Source organism: Salipiger sp., from assembly GCF_048261495.1.
In the GTDB taxonomy this organism is placed as follows: domain Bacteria; phylum Pseudomonadota; class Alphaproteobacteria; order Rhodobacterales; family Rhodobacteraceae; genus Salipiger.
In genome coordinates this window covers 55,260-72,338 of record NZ_JBLXFX010000014.1, presented here as the reverse complement: position 1 = coordinate 72,338, position 17,079 = coordinate 55,260, and the positions used below count along the sequence as shown (strand labels likewise).

Below are 17,079 nucleotides of genomic sequence, written 5' to 3'. Positions count from 1 at the left end.
GTCTCCTCGGCCGGAACGGATCTGGAAAGGGGCGCGGATCGGGGCGGCCGCTGCCGCCCCGTCGCTCGATCGGATCAGGTGCTGGGCAGATCCCGCTCCAGCGCCTCGAGCGAGCCCATGCGCGCCGTGCCGTCCATCATCGCCGGCAGTTCGACCTTCATGCAGGTGCCCTCGTCGACGAGTTTCCAGGCATTGCCCTGGTAGTCGACCTTGGAGGTGCCGGCGCAGGTGGTGCCGGGGCCTGCCGCGCAATCGTTCTGGCCGGCCATCGCCACGCCGAAGCACTTCTCCTGTCCCGCGGCATGGGCCGGGGTCACGGCGAGCGTGCCGGTCAGGGCGGTGGCGAGGGCGGTTGCGAGCAGGGCGTTCTTGTTGGGGGTCATGTCTTTCCTCCGGGGTTGGGGGCGCCGTCGTGGCGTCCATGATGTGCCTTTCGCAACGCAGCCCCGGTTCGTTACAGCCATCACGCAGCCGTGACGCATTGCGCGATTTTCGCGAACGGCTGTAACGTTTCGGCGCGCGACGCGAAGGGAGAGGTAGATGAGCGATCGCAATGCCCGCTGGGGCGATCTTCTGTCCCGGGCGCTCGCCGGTGACGGGGTGGCCTACGCGACCTTCCTGACGGAGACCTCCGAGGTCATCCGCCGCGTCGTCCGGGCCCGGAGTCCGGGCGGGGCGGAGGATATCGAGGACATCGTCCAGGAGGTGCTGCTTGCGGTCCACACCAAGCGCCATACATGGCGCCGGGGGGAGCCGGTCTCGCCCTGGCTCTGGGCCATCACGCGCTACAAGACGACGGATGCCTTCCGGCGCCGCAAGTGGCGGGCGACCCTGCCGATCGAGGATTTCGCCGAGATCCTCCCCGAGGACGGCGCCGGCGACATCACCGCGCCGCGCGACCTCGAGCGGCTGCTCGGCGGGATCGACGCGCGCTCGGCCCGGATCGTGCGCGCGGTCGGACTGGACGGAGAAAGCGCGGGCGACGTGGGGGCCCGTCTGGGAATGAGCGAAGGCGCGGTGCGGGTGGCCTATCACCGCGCGATGACCCGGCTGAAGCAGCTGGCAGAGATGGACGGAACGGAATGAAGACGGATGACCTCATCAGAACCCTCGCGGCCGAGCCGGCCACCCCGGCCGGGCTCTCCGTCGATGTGCGGGCGCTGCTCGGGACGGTCGGCGGCCTGATCCTCACGCTCGCGCTCTTCGTTACGGCGCTCGGGCCGCGCCCCGGCCTCTGGCAGGCCTGGGCCGATCCGCTGGTGCTGGCGAAATCCGTGCTGCCGCTGGTGCTGGGCCTGCTGGCGCTGGCGCTGGCGCTGCGCGCGGTGCGGCCCGGCCGGGCTGCCGGGGCGCCGGGACGGGCGATCGCGGTCGTGCCGGTCGCGGCGGCCGGGCTCTTTCTCTTCGCCTTTGCCACGGCAGCACCCGGCACGCGCATGGCGCTGTTCCTCGGGCATTCCATTCCGGTCTGCCTGCCGGCCATCGTGATCCTGTCCCTGCCGGTGCTCGCGGGCCTGCTGTCGGCGCTGAAACGCGGCGCTCCGGTGCGGCCGGCCTTGGCCGGTGCCCTTGCGGGGCTGGCGGCCGGGGGCCTCGCCGCCACGGTCTACTCGACCTTCTGCACCGAGGATTCGCCGCTGTTCTATGCCGTCTGGTACGCGCTGGGCATCACCCTCGCCGCGCTGGCGGGCGCGCTTGCGGGGCGCAGGCTGCTCGCCTGGTAGGCGCGGGAACGGATGGCGCGAACGCAAACGGGGCCGGACACATGTCCGGCCCCGTCCGTTTCTCGGGATCGCCCGTCAGCGCAGGTCGGGCGGCGTCGCATCCAGCGCGAAGGCGGCCAGCGCCTCGTCCAGCGGCAGCACCGAGGTCTGCTTTTCCCCGAGCCGCCGCACGGTCACGGTCCGCTCCTCGACCTCGCGATGCCCCACGGCAAGGATCACCGGCACCTTGCCGACGGAATGCTCGCGGACCTTGTAGTTGATCTTTTCGTTGCGCACGTCGGCCTCGGCCCGCACACCCGCCTTCTTCAGCGCGGCGACGACCTCCTGCACGTAGTCATCCGCCTCCGAGGTGATCGCGGCCACGACAACCTGGCGCGGCGCGATCCAGAACGGCAGCCTGCCCGAGTGTTCCTCGATCAGGATGCCGATGAAGCGCTCGAACGAGCCGAGGCAGGCGCGGTGCAGCATGACCGGGCGGTGCTTTTCGCCATCGGCGCCGACATAGCTGGCGTCCAGCCGCTCGGGCAGAACGAAATCCACCTGGAAGGTGCCGCATTGCCAGACCCGGCCGATGGCGTCGGTGAGACTGAATTCCAGTTTCGGGCCGTAGAAGGCGCCCTCGCCGGGGTTCATCTCGGGCTCGACACCCGCCGCGCGCGTGGCATCGAGCAGCGCGCTTTCGGCCTTGTCCCATACGGCATCCGAGCCGGCGCGGGTATCCGGCCGGTCCGAGAACAGCACCCGGAACTCCTCGAAACCGAGGTCCTTGTAGACCGCCGACAGGAAGTCGATGAACTTCTTGCACTCGCTGGCGATCTGCTCCTCGGTGGCAAAGATATGCGCGTCGTCCTGGGTGAATCCGCGCACCCGCATGATGCCGTGCAGCGCCCCCGACGGCTCGTAACGGGCGCAGGAGCCGAACTCGGCCATGCGCAGCGGCAGATCGCGGTAGGATTTCAGCCCGACCTTGAAGATCTCGACGTGGCAGGGGCAGTTCATCGGCTTCAGCGCGTTGACCGCCTTCTCGCGGGCGTGCTCCTCGTCGACCTCGACGATGAACATGTGCTCCTGGTACTTCTCCCAGTGGCCCGAGGCCTCCCACAGCTTGCGGTCGACCACCTGCGGCGTGTTCACCTCGACATAGCCGCCACGACGCTGCGCGCGGCGCATGTAATCCTGCAGCGCGGTGTAGATCGTCCAGCCGTTCGGATGCCAGAACACCTGCCCGGGCGCCTCGGGCTGCAGGTGGAACAGGTCCATCTCGCGGCCGAGCTTGCGGTGGTCGCGCTTCGCCGCCTCCTCGAGGAAGGTGAGATAGGCCTTGAGATCGTCGCGGTTGCGGAAGGCGACGCCGGAAATGCGCTGCAGCATGGGGCGGCTGGTGTCGCCGAACCAGTAGGCACCCGAGACGCCCATCAGCTTGAAGGAATCCGCCGGAAGCTGTCCGGTGTTCTGAAGATGCGGGCCCCGGCACAGATCCTGCCAGTCGCCGTGCCAGTACATGCGGATCGGCGCCCCCTCGGGGATGCGGTCCACCAGCTCCACCTTGTAGCCCTCGCCGCTCTCCTCGTAGAAGGCGCGGGCGCGGTCACGCTCCCAGATCTCGGTGCGCACGGGTTCGCGGGCGTTGATGATCTCCTTCATCCGCGCCTCGATCGTGCCCAGATCCTCCGGCGTGAACGGCGCCTCCCGGTCGAAATCGTAGAACCAGCCGTGTTCGGTCACCGGCCCGATGGTCACCTTGGTGCCGGGCCAGATGTCCTGGACGGCGCGCGCCATCACGTGCGCCAGATCGTGACGGATCAGCTCCAGCGCCGGGTCGGCATCCTGCATGGTGTTGATGGCGATGGCGGCATCGGCCTCGATCGGCCATTGCAGATCCCAGTGCGCGCCGTCGACCTGCGCCGAAATCGCCTTCTTGGAAAGGCTCTTCGAGATCGACCCGGCCACCTCGGCAGGGGTCACGCCCCTGTCGTAGCTACGGGAATTGCCATCGGGAAAGGTCAGGGTAATCTGGCTCATCGGCCTGATCTCCTCGTCGGTCTGGCGCCCACGGAACGCCCGGTTGCGGGTTATGTCGTGCCCGCCTTGTGCCGCCGCACCCGCCCCCTGTCAAGCCGGCGACGCAGGCGCGCGTCGCGGTTTCTTCTGGCCGGAAATATCCCGGGGGAGTCCCGCAGGGACGGGGGCAGCGCCCCCATGCGCCGCGCAGCGTCGCTCGGCCCGACGGAGCTTCCCATTCTCCGCGGCCTCGGGCAGACTTCCCGCAACCGCAGAGCAAGGGACGCCCGGCCATGCGCAGTTTTGCCGAGATCCTCGACATCGCCGCCCGGCGCCACGGTGGCCCCGAGGCCGCGCTCGCCGGGATCCCCGTGCCGCTCTCCGGCGCCGAACTCGGCGCGACGCGGGACGATGGCTGGCTCTCGGCCATGGCGCGCAGCATCTTCCAGGCCGGCATCTCCTGGCAGGTGGTCGAAACCAAGTGGCCCGAGATCGAGGCGGCCTTCGGCGGCTTCGACCCCGGCCGCCTCTCGATGATGTCCGACGAGGCCTTCGACGACCTGCTGCGCGACCCCAGGGTGATCCGCTCCGCCCCCAAGATCGCCGCCATCCGCGACAATGCCGCCTTCATCCGCGAGGTTTCCGCCGCCTCCGGCAGCTTCGGCCGCCGGATCGCCGACTGGCCGGCCGGGGATTTCATCGGCCTGCTCGACTGGCTCAAGACCGAAGGCGCGCGCCTCGGCGGCGGAACCGGCGCCCATGTCCTGCGCCGGATGGGCCGGGACGGGTTCGTGCTCGGCCGCGATGTGGTGGCCCGCCTGATCGAGGAGGGCGTGATCGACAAGCCCCCGGCCAGCCGCCGCGCCATGCTGCCGGTCCAGGCGGCCTTCGACCGCTGGGCCGCCGAAAGCGGGTTGCCCTTCACCACCATCAGCCGCGTGCTCGCGCGCAGCATCGGCTGACCCCGGGGGCGACCGGAGATCCCGGCGCCCGGACCTTTCCCGCAAGAGGCAGACCGCGATGATGAAACCTGACGAAGAGGCCGTGTTCGCCACCCTCACCGGCGCCGAGGACACCCTGTCGCCGCAGGAATCGCGCAACGGGCTGCGCCACGTCGCGGCGCTGTCGATGACCAAGCTCTCGGACGGTCTTCTCAATCCCAAGCTGGTGCTGACCTGGCTCGCCCAGGCGCTCGGCGCGCCGGCGGTGCTGATCGGCCTGCTGGTGCCGATCCGCGAAGCCGGAGCGTTGCTGCCGCAGCTTCTGCTGGCCCGGCGGATCGAGGCGATGCGCCGGCGCAAATGGGCCTGGGTTGCCGGATCGCTGGGGCAGGGCGCCGCCGCGGCGGGGATGGTGGTGGTGGCGCTGACGCTCGACGGTCTCGCGGCGGGCGTCGCGTTGTGCCTGCTGCTCGCGCTGCTCGCCCTCGCGCGCTCCGCGGCCTCGGTCAGCTACAAGGACGTGCTGGGCAAGACCGTGGCCAAGACCCGTCGCGGCACCGTGACGGGCACCGCGGGGTCGCTGAGCGCCACCGGGGTGATCCTGTTCGCGCTGCTTCTCATGTCGGGGCTGTTGCAGGATGTGGCGCCGGTGACCGTCGCCGTGGCCATCGCCGCCGGTCTCTGGATCTGTGCCGGCCTGCTGTTTGCGACGCTGGAGGAGCCCGAAAGCACCCCGGCCCCCGCGACGGCGCTGATCGACCTTTCCCCCCTGCGCGAGGATGCGCAGTTCCGCCGCTTCGTGCTGGCGCGCGGCGCGCTCACCGCGACGGCGCTGGCCCCGCCCCATATCGTGATGCTCGACGACAGCGGCGGAGCGTTGCAGGCGCTGGGGGCGCTGGTGCTGGCCTCGGCGGCGGCCTCCTTCGCCTCCTCCTACGTCTGGGGGCGGATGGCGGACCGCTCCTCCCGCCGGGTGCTGGTGCTCTCGGGGCTGTGCGGCGGGATCGCCATGGCGCTGGCCGCCGCCGCCGGGATGTTCGGCCTGGCCGCCACGCCGTGGGTCGCGCCGGTCATCCTCTTCATCCTGATGGTCGCCTATCACGGCGTGCGCGAAGGGCGCTCGACCTACCTGGTGGACATGGCGCCCGAAACCGCCCGCGCGCGCTACGCCGCGCTGGCCAATACGCTGATCGGGGGGCTGCTGCTGCTCACCGGCGCCTTCGGAGGGGCGCTCGCAGCCTTCGGGCCGGTGGCGGCGCTTGCGGGCTTCGCGGCGCTCTCCCTCGTCGGCGCCCTGCTGGCCCTGCGCCTCGACGAAGTCGAACGGGGCTGATCCGCGCCCCCGGGGTCTTGGGTTTTCCGGCGCGCGATGCTACGGCCCCGCGGAACGGCAGTCGGGACCAAGGGAGATCCGGGCAGATGCAGGCGGCACTTGCGGGATTCGCCCTCGGGCTATCGCTGATCCTCGCGATCGGAGCGCAGAACGCCTTCGTGCTGCGCCAGGGCATCCGCCGCGAGCATGTCGGCGCGGTCGTGGCGATCTGCGCCCTTTCCGATGCCGCGTTGATCCTCGCCGGGGTTGCGGGCTTCGGCGCGCTGACCCGGGCGGTGCCGGGGCTCGAGACCGTCATGCGCCTGCTCGGCGCGGCCTTCCTCGCCTTCTACGGCGCGCGCACCCTGCTGTCGGCCTGGCGCGGCGGCGAGCGGCTGGAGCCGGCCGAAGGCACCGGTTCGCTGCGCAAGGTCGTGCTGACCTGCCTCGCCTTCACCTGGCTCAACCCGCATGTCTACCTGGATACGGTGGTGCTGCTCGGCGCGGTGTCGGCGCAATATGCCGACCGGACCGCCTTTGCGCTGGGCGCGATGACCGCCTCCTTCGCCTTCTTCACCACGCTCGGCTACGGCGCGCGGGCGCTGGCGCCGGTCTTTGCCCGGCCCGTGGCCTGGCGGGCGCTGGACCTGCTCATCGGCCTCACCATGTGGGCCATCGCGGCGAGCCTGCTTCTCGGCTGAGAGCGGCCGGTGCCCCTTGCCTCCGCCGAAAGATGGTCTACGAACGATTTCATGGAAACAGTCCAAGCCCGTCCCGCTGCCGGGATCTTCTGGATGGTCGTCACCGGACTCTGCTTCGTGATGGTGACGGCCCTTGTGAAACTGCTCGGCGGCCGGGTGCCGGCGGCTGAATCGGCCTTCCTGAGATATGTTCTCGGGCTGGTCTTTCTGCTGCCCGCCTGGCGCAGCCTGCGCAGCCTGTCGCTGAGCCGGCGGCAATGGGGGCTGGTCGGGGTGCGCGGCGTGACCCAGACGCTGGGGGTGCTGTGCTGGTTCTTCGCCATGACCCGCATCCCGCTGGCCGAGGTCACGGCAATGAACTATCTCACACCGATCTACGTCACCATCCTCGCCGTATTCGTGCTGGGCGAACGCCTGGCGATCCGGCGCGTGCTCGCCATCGTCGTGGCGCTGGGCGGGGCGCTGCTGATCCTGCGACCGGGGTTCCGGGAACTCGACCCGGGGCATTTCGCCATGCTGGGCACCGCGGCGCTGTTCTCTATCTCCTATCTCGCCGCCAAGATACTCTCTGGGGAAATGAGCCCCGCGCTGGTGGTGGCGATGCTGTCGATCACCGTGACCATCGGGCTTGCGCCCTTCGCCGCGGCCGTCTGGGTGACGCCGGGCTGGTACGACCTCGCGGTGCTGTTCGGGGTCGCCTGCTTTGCCACCGGCGGGCACTACGCGATGACGCTGGCCTTTGCGGCGGCGCCGGTCACCATCACGCAGCCGGTGACCTTCCTGCAGCTGGTCTGGTCGGTGACGCTCGGCGCGGTCTTCTTCAACGAGCCCGTGGACCTCTGGGTCGTGGCGGGCGGGGTGATCATCATGGGCTCGGTCCTCTTCATCACCCTGCGCGAGGCGCGGCTCAAGAAACGGGTGACGCCGGACAGCCCCGAAACGAAACTCTGATCCCCGGATCGGCGGAAACGCTCTGTTTCCGGATCGCGAAAAATCCCGATTCGCAGCGCATTTCCGCCGCAATCGGCCCGCACTCTCGATTCAGCAAAGATGTTGAAATCGGAGAGTACGATGTTTGCCGAGAACAAGTTGATCGAGAACATGGATGAAATCCGCGACTTTCTGCTGACCGAACGCGGGAAGGTGCTGTCGGAAACGGAATGGCGGTTCCGCATGCGCGGCTACGGCTACAACCTGCGCCGCACCGACGGTGGCGTCGAAGTCGCCCGCCTGCCGCAGAACCGGGTGCTCGGCACGCTCAGCCTCTGAGCCCGCGTCATCCGGTGGTGCGCCTTCGGCGCGCAGATGGGTCCTGCGTTCACGCAGTCAGAGGCTCCGCCTCTCTGCCGCGCGGGGCGCGGCATTCACTCCGGGATATTTGGAGGCCAGAAGAAGCCTCCGACCGCAGGGTTTCTTCTGGCCCGAAATATCCCCGCCGGAGGCATCGGACGCGTCGGCAGAGGGCGGGACGCCGGGTCGGCCGGGCGGCAGTCCACCGCGCGTTTTCCCGAGGTGTGTTTTTGTTGATTGACTAGTCAATAAAAAATGGCCAGCGTCTTCGGGCAAACGGAGACGGACATGCCGAGATTGGGACAGGAGCCGAAGCGCCGGGCGGCGCTCGTGGCGGCGACCGTGGCGGAAGTGGGCGCGCGCGGGTCGCTGGACGTGACGGTCGGACAGATCGCGCGGCGCGCGGGCATGTCCCCGGCGCTGGCGCATCATTACTTCGGCGGCAAGGCGCAGATCTTTCTCGCGGCCATGCGCCATATCCTGACCGAATATTCGGACGAGGTGCGGGCGGCCCTGCGGGCGGCGCCCGAGGGCGGCCGTCTCGAGGCGCTGATCACCGCGAATTTCGCGGAAAGCTGCTTTCGGCCCGAGACCGTGGCGGCCTGGCTCAATTTCTACGTGCTGGCCCGGCGCGACGCGGATGCGGCGCGGCTGCTGCGGATCTACCAGCGGCGGCTTCATTCCAACCTCGTCCATGCGCTGCGCGGGCGCGCGGGCGATCCGCAGGCCGCGGCGCGCATGCTCGGGGCGCTGATCGACGGGGTCTATCTGCGGGCGGCGCTGGACGGGGGCGAGGTGTCGCTCGGGGCGCAAGAGGTTCTCTGCGCCGCGCGGGCGCTGGTCGGAGAGGGCGCATGAGTCCCAACATCCTCATTCTCATGGTCGATCAGCTGAACGGGACGCTGTTTCCGGACGGCCCGGCCGACTGGCTGCATGCGCCGAACCTGAAGGCGCTTGCCGCGCGCTCCACCCGCTTCCGCAACGGCTACACCGGGTCCCCTCTCTGCGCGCCGGGGCGGGCGAGTTTCATGTCCGGGCAACTGCCGTCGCGGACGGGCGTCTATGACAATGCGGCGGAGTTTTCCTCGGCCATTCCCACCTATGCGCATCACCTGCGGCGGGCGGGCTATCATACGGTGCTGTCCGGGAAGATGCATTTCGTCGGCCCGGATCAGCTGCACGGCTTCGAGGAGAGGCTGACGACCGACATCTACCCGGCGGATTTCGGCTGGACGCCGGATTACCGCAAGCCGGGGGAGCGCATCGACTGGTGGTATCACAACATGGGATCGGTCACCGGGGCCGGTGTGGCCGAGATCACCAACCAGCTCGAATACGACGACGAGGTGGCGCATTTCGCCCGGATGAAGCTCTACGACCTCGCGCGCGGCAAGGACGCGCGGCCCTGGTGCATGACGGTCAGCTTCACCCATCCGCACGACCCCTACGTGGCGCGGCGGAAATACTGGGATCTCTACGAGGATTGCGCGCATCTGCTGCCGGAAGTTCCGGCCATGGCCTACGAGGATCACGACCCGCATGCGCAGCGGATCTTCGACGCCAACGACTGGCGCAGTTTCGACATCACGGAAGAGGACATCCGCCGGTCGCGGCGCGCCTATTTCGCCAATATCTCCTATCTCGACGACAAGATCGGCGAGCTGCTGTCGGTGCTCGAGGACACGCGGCAGGAGGCCATCGTGGTCTTCTGTTCGGACCACGGCGACATGCTGGGGGAGCGCGGCCTGTGGTTCAAGATGTGCTTCTACGAGGGCTCGGCACGGGTGCCGCTGATGATCTCGGCGCCGGGCATGGAAGCGGGAACGGTGGAGGCGCCGGTCTCGACCATCGACCTCTGCCCGACGCTCTGCGACCTGGCCGGGGTCGACATGTCGGACGTGGCGCCCTGGGTTCAGGGCGAAAGCCTGGTCCCGCTGGGGCAGGGCGGGGCGCGGGTGTCGCCGGTCGCGATCGAATATGCCGCCGAAGCCTCCGAGGCGCCGCTGGTCTGCCTGCGGCAGGGACGGTGGAAGTACACCGCCTGCGCGCTCGATCCCGAGCAACTCTTCGACCTCGACTCCGATCCGCAGGAGCTGGTGAACCTCGCCGACGATCCCGAATACGGTCCCGAAGTCGAAGGTTTCCGGGCCGAGGCGGCGGCGCGCTGGGATCCGGCGCGCTTCGATGCGGAGGTCCGCGCGAGCCAGGCACAGCGCTGGGTAGTCTACGAGGCCCTGCGGCAGGGCGGTTACTATCCCTGGGACCATCAGCCGCTGCGGGCGGCGTCGGAGCGCTACATGCGCAACCACATGGACCTGAACGTGCTGGAAGACCGCCAGCGCTTTCCCAGGGGCGAGTGACGCGCGCTTTCCGGCGCTCCCACCCGCCCACCCCGCGCCGGAAAGCGCTCGGGCGAGGCAAGGAGATGACAGATGAGCTATGACACGCAGCCGGCCGCCAGCCATTTCGTGGCCGGAGGGTATGTCGAGGACACCGCCGGGGCGGAGATCGAGGTGATCCATCCGGCGACCGGCGCGGTCATCGCCCGGCTGCACGAGGCCACCGACCGGATCGTCGAACTGGCCATGGTCTCGGCCCTGGAAGCGCAGGAGGTCTGGGCGGCGATGACCGGGGCGGAGCGCGGCCGCGTGCTGCGCCGGGCCGCCGACCTGATCCGCGAGCGCAACCGCGCGCTGTCCGAGCTCGAGACGATGGACACCGGCAAGCCGCTGCAGGAGACGCTGGTCGCGGATGCCGCCTCGGGCGCCGATGCGCTGGAATATTTCGGCGGGCTGGCCGGGACGCTGACCGGCGAGCACATCCAGCTGGGCGGGAACTGGGCCTACACGCGGCGCGAGCCGCTGGGGCTGTGCGTCGGGATCGGGGCGTGGAACTACCCGACCCAGATCGCCTGCTGGAAGGCGGCGCCGGCGCTGGCCTGCGGCAATGCGATGATCTTCAAACCCTCCGAGTCCACCCCGCTCTGCGCGCTGAAGGTGGCCGAGATCCTGGTCGAGGCGGGCGCCCCCGCCGGGTTGTTCAACGTGGTGCAGGGGCGGGCGGAGGTCGGCAGCGCGCTGGTGACGGACCCGCGGGTGGCCAAGGTGTCGCTCACCGGCTCGGTTCCGACCGGGCGCAGGGTCTACGCCGCCGCCGCCGCGGGCATCAAGTCGGTGACGATGGAGCTTGGCGGCAAGTCGCCGCTGATCGTCTTCGAGGATGCGGATGTGGAGGATGCGGTCGGCGGCGCGATCCTGGGGAATTTCTATTCCTCGGGCCAGATCTGTTCCAACGGCACCCGGGTCTTTGTCCAGAAGGGGCTGCGGGATCGCTTCCTGCGGCGGCTCGCGGAGCGGCTGGAGGGCGTGGTGATGGGCGACCCGATGGACGAGGCGGTGAATTTCGGCCCCCTCGTCAGCGCGGCGCAGCGCGACAAGGTCATGGGCTACATCCGCACCGGACTCGGCGAGGGCGCGCGGCTGGTCTGCGGCGGCGAGGCGGTGCCGGGCGGGGGCTATTTCGTGCAGCCCACGGTCTTCGCCGACGTGACCGACGGCATGGTGATCGCGCGGGACGAGATCTTCGGCCCGGTGATGGCGGTGCTGGATTTCGAACACGAGGACGAGGTCGTCCGGCGTGCCAATGCCACGGAGTTCGGACTGTCCGCCGGGGTCTTCACCCGCGATCTCGCCCGCGCCCACAGGGTGATCGGAAACCTGCATGCGGGGACCTGCTTCATCAATTCCTACAACGACGCGCCGGTCGAGATGCCTTTCGGCGGAATGAAGATGTCCGGGGTCGGGCGCGAGAATGCCCGCGCCGCCATCGACCATTATTCGCAGCTGAAATCGGTCTTCGTGCGGATGGGCGCGGTCGAGGCACCCTACTGATGGCGATGGCGCTACCTCCCCCCGGAAACATGCGCGGGCCGTCACGGTCGCATTTGCGTATTTCCGACAAGAAGAAGATCGGAGGAATCGCGCAGTTCCATCCCTTCTTCTTGTTTCAAATACGCACTTTCCGCCCTGACCGCCCGTGCGGCGCCGGGAGGCCGGGGGCGTGATGCAGGCGGATCATGTCATCGTCGGCGCCGGGTCCGCGGGATGCGCCATGGCCTATCGGCTGGCGGAGGCCGGGCGCTCGGTCATCGTGGTGGAGTTCGGCGGCACCGATGCCGGGCCCTTCATCCAGATGCCGGGGGCGTTGTCCTACCCGATGAACATGGCGCGCTACGACTGGGGCTTCCGGTCGGAGCCCGAACCGCACCTCGGCGGGCGCGTTCTGGCGACGCCGCGCGGCAAGGTGATCGGCGGGTCGTCCTCGATCAACGGCATGGTCTACGTTCGTGGCCATGCAAGGGATTTCGACGTCTGGCGCGATGGCGGCGCGACCGGCTGGGGCTATGCCGACGTGCTGCCCTATTTCAAGCGGATGGAGCACTGGCACGACGGCGGACACGGCGGCGATCCGGCCTGGCGCGGCGCGTCCGGCCCGCTCCACGTGACGCGCGGCGGGCGGAAGAACCCGCTGGTGCGCGCCTTCGTCGAGGCCGGGGAACAGGCGGGCTATCCTGTCACCGGCGATTACAACGGCCGCCAGCAGGAAGGGTTCGGCGCCTTCGACATGACCGTCTGGAAGGGGCGGCGCTGGTCGGCGGCGAATGCCTATCTCCGGCCGGCGCGGCGGATGGGCGCGCGGGTGGTGCGCGGTCTTGCCCGGCGGGTGGTGATCGAGAACGGCCGCGCCACGGGGGTCGAGATCGCGACCCGCTCGGGCATCGCGATCGTCCGCGCCACGCGGGAGGTGATCCTTGCCGCCTCGTCGATCAATTCGCCGAAGCTGCTCATGCTGTCGGGCATCGGTCCCGCCGCGCATCTGGCCGAACACGGCATCGCGCCGGTCGCGGACCGGCCCGGCGTCGGACAGAACCTGCAGGATCACCTGGAGATCTACCTCCAGATGGCGGCGACGCGGCCGGTGAGCCTCTATTCCTACTGGAACCTGCCGGGCAAGGCCTATGTCGGGGCGCGCTGGCTGCTGACGCGAACCGGGCCGGGGGCGTCGAACCAGTTCGAAAGCACCGGGTTCATCCGGTCGCGCGCCGGCATCGACTATCCCGACCTGCAGTTCCATTTCCTGCCGCTCGCGGTGCGCTACGACGGCAAGGCCGCCGCCGAGGGGCACGGTTTCCAGGCCCATGTCGGGCCGATGCGATCCCCCTCGCGCGGGGCGGTCACGCTGCGTTCGGCCGATCCGGCCGAGGCTCCGCGCATCCGGTTCAACTACATGTCCCACCCCGAGGACTGGGCCGATTTCCGCCAGGCGATCCGTCTCACCCGCGAGATCTTTGCCCAGCCCGCCTTTGCCCCCTTCGCGGGGGCCGAGATCCAGCCCGGCGCGGCGGCGCAGAGCGATGCGGCGCTGGACGATTTCATCCGCGAGCATGCCGAAAGCGCCTATCACCCCTGCGGCACCTGCCGGATGGGACGGGTCGACGACCCGATGGCGGTGGTCGATCCCGAGGCGCGGGTGATCGGGGTCGAAGCCCTGCGTGTGGCGGACAGTTCGATCTTTCCGCGCATCACCAACGGCAATCTCAACGCGCCGTCGATCATGGTGGGGGAAAAGGTCTCGGACCACCTGCTCGGGCGCAGTCTGCCCGCCGACAATGCCGAGCCCTGGATGCATCCCGACTGGCAGACCCGCCAGCGCTAGCGGCGGGATCATCCGTTAACACTGGTAAACGGTTCCGGTTGATTTCTCGCGAGATTGCCGTGATATTAACGAAATGTTCTCGTTTCGTTTTGCATTATTGCTGTCTCTGATCGCGCAGGGCGCGGCGGCGGATCTGTCCGGGCCCGTCCACGTGGTCGATGGCGACACCCTGATCGTCGCGGATGAGCGGGTGCGCCTGCACGGGATCGACACCTTCGAAAAGGACCAGTTCTGCGGCGGCAACGGCACGCCCGCCTGGCCCTGCGGCGCCTGGGTGAGCGATACCGTCCGTGCCCGCTACGAAGGGCGCATGGCGGTCTGCGAGCAGACGGATTTCGACGGCAAGTATCAGCGCGTGGTCGCCCGCTGCACGGTCGACGGCGAGGATATCGGCCGCGCGCTGGTGGCGGAGGGGCTGGCCTTTGCCTATCGCCGTTACTCGATGGATTACGATATCGAGGAAAAGCGCGCGGCGGTGCGGGGCCTCGGCATTCACGGCGAGGGCGGGCAGATCCCCGAAAGGTTCCGCCGCACCAGACAGCGCGCCAAGGCCGCGATCTTTCTGACGGACGCGCCGGAGGGCTGCGCGATCAAGGGCAATATCAGCAAGGCCGGGCAGATCTTTCACATGCCGGGACAGGCGGATTACGACCGCACCCGGATCTCGCCCGAAAAGGGCGAGCGCTGGTTCTGTTCCGAAGCCGAAGCCGAGGCGGCGGGGTGGCGCAAGGCGCGGCGCTGAATGTTGCGCCGATCCGGCCGGGTTTGATCCGGGTCAAGGTCGGGACGGTCCCATGCGTGGCATCCTCCGGGCGTCGCACAGCCCACAGGAGGAGACGACCGATGTCCCATGTCCCGCACGAACTTGCCGAGGAATTTCCGGAACTTGCCGAACGCATGTCGGAACTGAAAGGGGCGGACCGGCATTTTGCCGAGCTGGCCGAGGCCTACCATCGCCTGAACCGGCAGGTCCACCGGGCCGAAACGCGCATCGCCCCGATGGAGGCGCTGGCCGAAGAGGATCTCCGCAAGCAGCGCGCCGCCCTCAAGGACCGGCTCCATGCGATGCTGACCGCCTGAGGCGCCTCAGTCATGCGATGCTGACCGTCCGAGGCGGCTCAGTCGAGAAGGGCCTCGATCCGGGTCAGGATCGGGGCCGACAGCGGGCGGGTCGTGCTTCCCCAGCTTTCGACCAGGGTGCCATCGGGGCCGATCAGGGCCTTGTTGAAATTCCAGCCCGGCGTGAAGCCCTGCGTCGCCAGCCACTTGTAGAGCGGGTGCGCTTCGGGGCCCTTCACATGCGTGATCGTGGTCATCGGCATGTCGAGGTCGAAGTTCACCTCGCAAAAGTCCTTGACCGCGGCATCGTTGCCGAGCTCCTGGCGGAAATCGTCGGACGGCACGGCGAGCACCACCAGCCCGCGATCCCGGTAACGCTCGTATAGCGCCTGCAGGCCGTCGTATTGCGGGGTGAAGCCGCAGCGCGAGGCGGTGTTGACCACCAGCACCGGCCGACCCTTCCAGTCGTCCAGGGACAGGTTGCCGCCGTCGATGGAGGCAAAGCTGAACGATTGCGCCGCGAGGGCGGGCAGGGCCGCCAGAACGGCGAAGGCGAGGGCAAAGATGCGAAGCATGGGCGAACTCCTTTCACGGAGGATAGAGCGGCGGGGGCGGCGGTCAACGCGGCCCTTGCAAGGAGATTACGCAGGAATATCTTGATCGGATCAGGAGGTGCCCGACATGGCCGGAGGCTGGAGCCGCGACGGGGCGGTGAACGAACAGATCGAGGCGTCGATTTCCGACGAACTGGCGCGCATGAAGGCGCGGCGCGGCCCGGCGGGCGAAAGCCTGACCCATTGCGCCGAATGCGAGGAGCCGATCCCCGAGCCGCGCCGCGTGGCGATCCCCGGCGTGAAGCTCTGCATCGACTGCCAGCAGGAACGCGACGGCATCCGACAGGCGCGCGGCGGCATCAACCGGCGCGGCTCCAAGGATTCACAGCTGAAATAGGGTTATTGCGGCAGCGTCGCGATGGCCGGCATCAGGTTGTTGAGGATCACGAATTCCGCCACCTCGATCTGGTCGTCGGTCTTTGTCGCGAACCGGATGTCCTGCGGCGCGCAGCCCTGCTCCCGTCGGCTGCGCGGAAAGATCTCCTGCATCATCTCGTTCTTGATGCGCGGATTCACCAGCCATGCCGCCACGTGCCGCCGGGCAACGTCCGAATAGCCGGCGGAGGCATCGGCGCGGGCCTGCAGGCTCCGTCCGTCGAACTCCGGGCTGCAGGCCATGACGAAGCTCGCCGTCATCAGCGCGGGCGCCTGCTGGAAGGCCCCGCGCACGCCCTGGCGGAAAAAGACCACGGGGGCGGCGGTGACGGTCACCGCATCGGGGATCGCATCGCTCATCTTCGGGCCCCCGACGAGGGCGCTGCCGGAGCAGGCAGACAGAGTCAGGGCGAGGCACAGGGCGGCCGGAACACGCACCATCGGAGGGGACTTTCATGTCGGGAGGCGGAATCGCACGGCCTCAGTGACGCAGACGACGGGCGCGCACAAGGGGCGCACGATCAACACCGCGTGGCGGCGGCGCTCAGGCCGCCCGGCGGCGCCGGATCACCACGGCCGAGGCAAGCGCCGCCGCAAGCAGCGGCAGCCCGGCCGGCAGCGGAACGGGGGAGAGACGCTCGTAGGCGAGGAAGGTGTTGCCGTTGCCGTCGCGCGCGATGCTCCGTCCGCCGGTCAGGTTGTTGTAGTAGACGGCGGAGAAACTGTCCGAGATCGCGGAGATGTCCGAGGCCGCGAGCGCGGTGTCGTTCGCGCTGGCGGCGATGCGGTCCGAGAACCGGATGCTGCTGCCGACGGCGCTCAGCACGCTGTTGTAGCTGTCGAGCGACGCGGTGTCCGAGGTGTTGGCCTCGGCGATCATCAGGATGTCGCCGCCTGCGGTGGAAAAGTCAGCGATCGCAAGCAGTTCCGACGCCGTGTAGGTAAAGGCCGAGCCGAAGTTCGCGGTCAGCACCAGAAGGTCGTAGCCGGAGAGGAACAGCCCCGTCAGGGCCGCCGACGAGGAGGTGACCGTCGCGCCGTGGGTCGTCGCGTAATAGCTCGACAGGTCCGCGAACTGGCCGACGTTGCGCGAGAACAGCACGCTGTCCGAGGTGCCGAGGATGTTGGAAAAGATCGGGTAGTTGCCGGAGCCGTTCTGCACGGTGTTCACGTCCGACACGACGCTGATGCTGGCCGCGTCGGCCTGCCGGGCGGAAAGGCCCATGGACAGGATCGCGGCTGCCGCCAGCGCGACGATGGAGGATGCGCGGGGCATCGGGACTTCGAACTTGGGCACGACCGGATCCTTGTCTACCGAACAGTGCCGACAGTCTGAAAGCGAACCCG

19 protein-coding genes are annotated in these 17,079 nt (G+C 68.9%); 14 read left to right on the top strand and 5 right to left on the bottom strand.

The window, feature by feature from the left end:
- Nucleotides 1-74: 74 nt before the first annotated feature.
- Nucleotides 75-383 carry a DUF2282 domain-containing protein gene (locus ACN0RJ_RS20465; RefSeq protein WP_417722264.1) on the bottom strand — a complete coding sequence of 103 codons (309 nt, stop codon included), beginning with the start codon at nucleotides 381-383 and terminating at the stop codon, nucleotides 75-77.
- Between the two features lie 157 nt (nucleotides 384-540).
- On the opposite strand from ACN0RJ_RS20465, the gene ACN0RJ_RS20460 reads away from it, so the two are divergent.
- On the top strand, nucleotides 541-1,086 hold the full coding sequence (locus ACN0RJ_RS20460) for a sigma-70 family RNA polymerase sigma factor (RefSeq protein WP_417725495.1): 546 nt from the start codon (nucleotides 541-543) through the stop codon (nucleotides 1,084-1,086).
- On the top strand, nucleotides 1,083-1,724 hold the full coding sequence (locus ACN0RJ_RS20455; protein ID WP_417725494.1) for an NrsF family protein: 642 nt from the start codon (nucleotides 1,083-1,085) through the stop codon (nucleotides 1,722-1,724). The genes ACN0RJ_RS20460 and ACN0RJ_RS20455 overlap by 4 nt, the downstream gene beginning before the upstream one ends.
- A gap of 75 nt (nucleotides 1,725-1,799) precedes the next feature.
- On the opposite strand, the gene thrS is transcribed toward ACN0RJ_RS20455, so the two are convergent.
- Entirely contained in the window at nucleotides 1,800-3,746 is a 1,947-nt protein-coding gene (gene thrS / locus ACN0RJ_RS20450) for a threonine--tRNA ligase (RefSeq protein ID WP_417725493.1), read from the bottom strand.
- Nucleotides 3,747-4,018: 272 nt separating this feature from the next.
- Between thrS and ACN0RJ_RS20445 the strand changes: the two genes are divergently transcribed.
- From ACN0RJ_RS20445 to ACN0RJ_RS20395, 11 genes are all read left to right on the top strand, one after another.
- Nucleotides 4,019-4,687: a DNA-3-methyladenine glycosylase I gene (locus ACN0RJ_RS20445; RefSeq protein WP_417725492.1), complete on the top strand. Its 669-nt coding sequence runs from the start codon at nucleotides 4,019-4,021 to the stop codon at nucleotides 4,685-4,687.
- 58 nt (nucleotides 4,688-4,745) lie between these two features.
- A complete protein-coding gene (locus ACN0RJ_RS20440; RefSeq protein ID WP_417725491.1) occupies nucleotides 4,746-5,999 on the top strand; it encodes an MFS transporter in 1,254 nt (417 codons plus the stop codon).
- Between the two features lie 86 nt (nucleotides 6,000-6,085).
- Nucleotides 6,086-6,679: a LysE/ArgO family amino acid transporter gene (locus ACN0RJ_RS20435; protein ID WP_417725490.1), complete on the top strand. Its 594-nt coding sequence runs from the start codon at nucleotides 6,086-6,088 to the stop codon at nucleotides 6,677-6,679.
- A gap of 51 nt (nucleotides 6,680-6,730) precedes the next feature.
- Complete coding sequence (locus tag ACN0RJ_RS20430; RefSeq protein ID WP_417725489.1) at nucleotides 6,731-7,630, top strand: DMT family transporter; 900 nt, start codon at nucleotides 6,731-6,733, stop codon at nucleotides 7,628-7,630.
- Nucleotides 7,631-7,750: 120 nt separating this feature from the next.
- A complete protein-coding gene (locus ACN0RJ_RS20425) occupies nucleotides 7,751-7,948 on the top strand; it encodes a hypothetical protein (protein WP_417725488.1) in 198 nt (65 codons plus the stop codon).
- A 309-nt stretch (nucleotides 7,949-8,257) separates the two neighbouring features.
- Nucleotides 8,258-8,827: a transcriptional regulator BetI gene (gene betI, locus ACN0RJ_RS20420; RefSeq protein ID WP_417725487.1), complete on the top strand. Its 570-nt coding sequence runs from the start codon at nucleotides 8,258-8,260 to the stop codon at nucleotides 8,825-8,827.
- The gene (betC, locus tag ACN0RJ_RS20415; protein WP_417725486.1) at nucleotides 8,824-10,329 is read left to right on the top strand and encodes a choline-sulfatase; all 1,506 of its coding nucleotides are present in this window, start codon (nucleotides 8,824-8,826) and stop codon (nucleotides 10,327-10,329) included. Before betI ends, betC begins: the two co-directional genes overlap by 4 nt.
- Before the next feature lie 72 nt (nucleotides 10,330-10,401).
- Nucleotides 10,402-11,859, top strand: a complete 1,458-nt coding sequence (betB, locus tag ACN0RJ_RS20410; RefSeq protein WP_417725485.1) for a betaine-aldehyde dehydrogenase — start codon at nucleotides 10,402-10,404, stop codon at nucleotides 11,857-11,859.
- 172 nt (nucleotides 11,860-12,031) lie between these two features.
- Nucleotides 12,032-13,684: a choline dehydrogenase gene (gene betA, locus ACN0RJ_RS20405; RefSeq protein WP_417725508.1), complete on the top strand. Its 1,653-nt coding sequence runs from the start codon at nucleotides 12,032-12,034 to the stop codon at nucleotides 13,682-13,684.
- 97 nt (nucleotides 13,685-13,781) lie between these two features.
- Entirely contained in the window at nucleotides 13,782-14,426 is a 645-nt protein-coding gene (locus tag ACN0RJ_RS20400) for a thermonuclease family protein (RefSeq protein WP_417725484.1), read from the top strand.
- 101 nt (nucleotides 14,427-14,527) lie between these two features.
- A complete protein-coding gene (locus tag ACN0RJ_RS20395) occupies nucleotides 14,528-14,764 on the top strand; it encodes a YdcH family protein (protein WP_417722277.1) in 237 nt (78 codons plus the stop codon).
- A gap of 38 nt (nucleotides 14,765-14,802) precedes the next feature.
- Here the strand turns inward: ACN0RJ_RS20395 and ACN0RJ_RS20390 are convergent, their stop codons facing one another.
- Nucleotides 14,803-15,318 (bottom strand): glutathione peroxidase, encoded by a 516-nt coding sequence (locus tag ACN0RJ_RS20390; protein ID WP_417725483.1) that lies wholly within the window; start codon nucleotides 15,316-15,318, stop codon nucleotides 14,803-14,805.
- A gap of 106 nt (nucleotides 15,319-15,424) precedes the next feature.
- Between ACN0RJ_RS20390 and ACN0RJ_RS20385 the strand changes: the two genes are divergently transcribed.
- Nucleotides 15,425-15,694, top strand: coding sequence for a DksA/TraR family C4-type zinc finger protein (locus ACN0RJ_RS20385; protein ID WP_417722279.1), 270 nt, complete (start codon nucleotides 15,425-15,427; stop codon nucleotides 15,692-15,694).
- Nucleotides 15,695-15,696: 2 nt separating this feature from the next.
- Here ACN0RJ_RS20385 and ACN0RJ_RS20380 read toward each other — a convergent pair whose 3' ends face one another.
- Nucleotides 15,697-16,092 carry a hypothetical protein gene (locus ACN0RJ_RS20380; protein ID WP_417722280.1) on the bottom strand — a complete coding sequence of 132 codons (396 nt, stop codon included), beginning with the start codon at nucleotides 16,090-16,092 and terminating at the stop codon, nucleotides 15,697-15,699.
- Between the two features lie 184 nt (nucleotides 16,093-16,276).
- Nucleotides 16,277-17,029, bottom strand: a complete 753-nt coding sequence (locus ACN0RJ_RS20375; protein ID WP_417725482.1) for a hypothetical protein — start codon at nucleotides 17,027-17,029, stop codon at nucleotides 16,277-16,279.
- Between the last annotated feature and the right edge of the window lie 50 nt (nucleotides 17,030-17,079).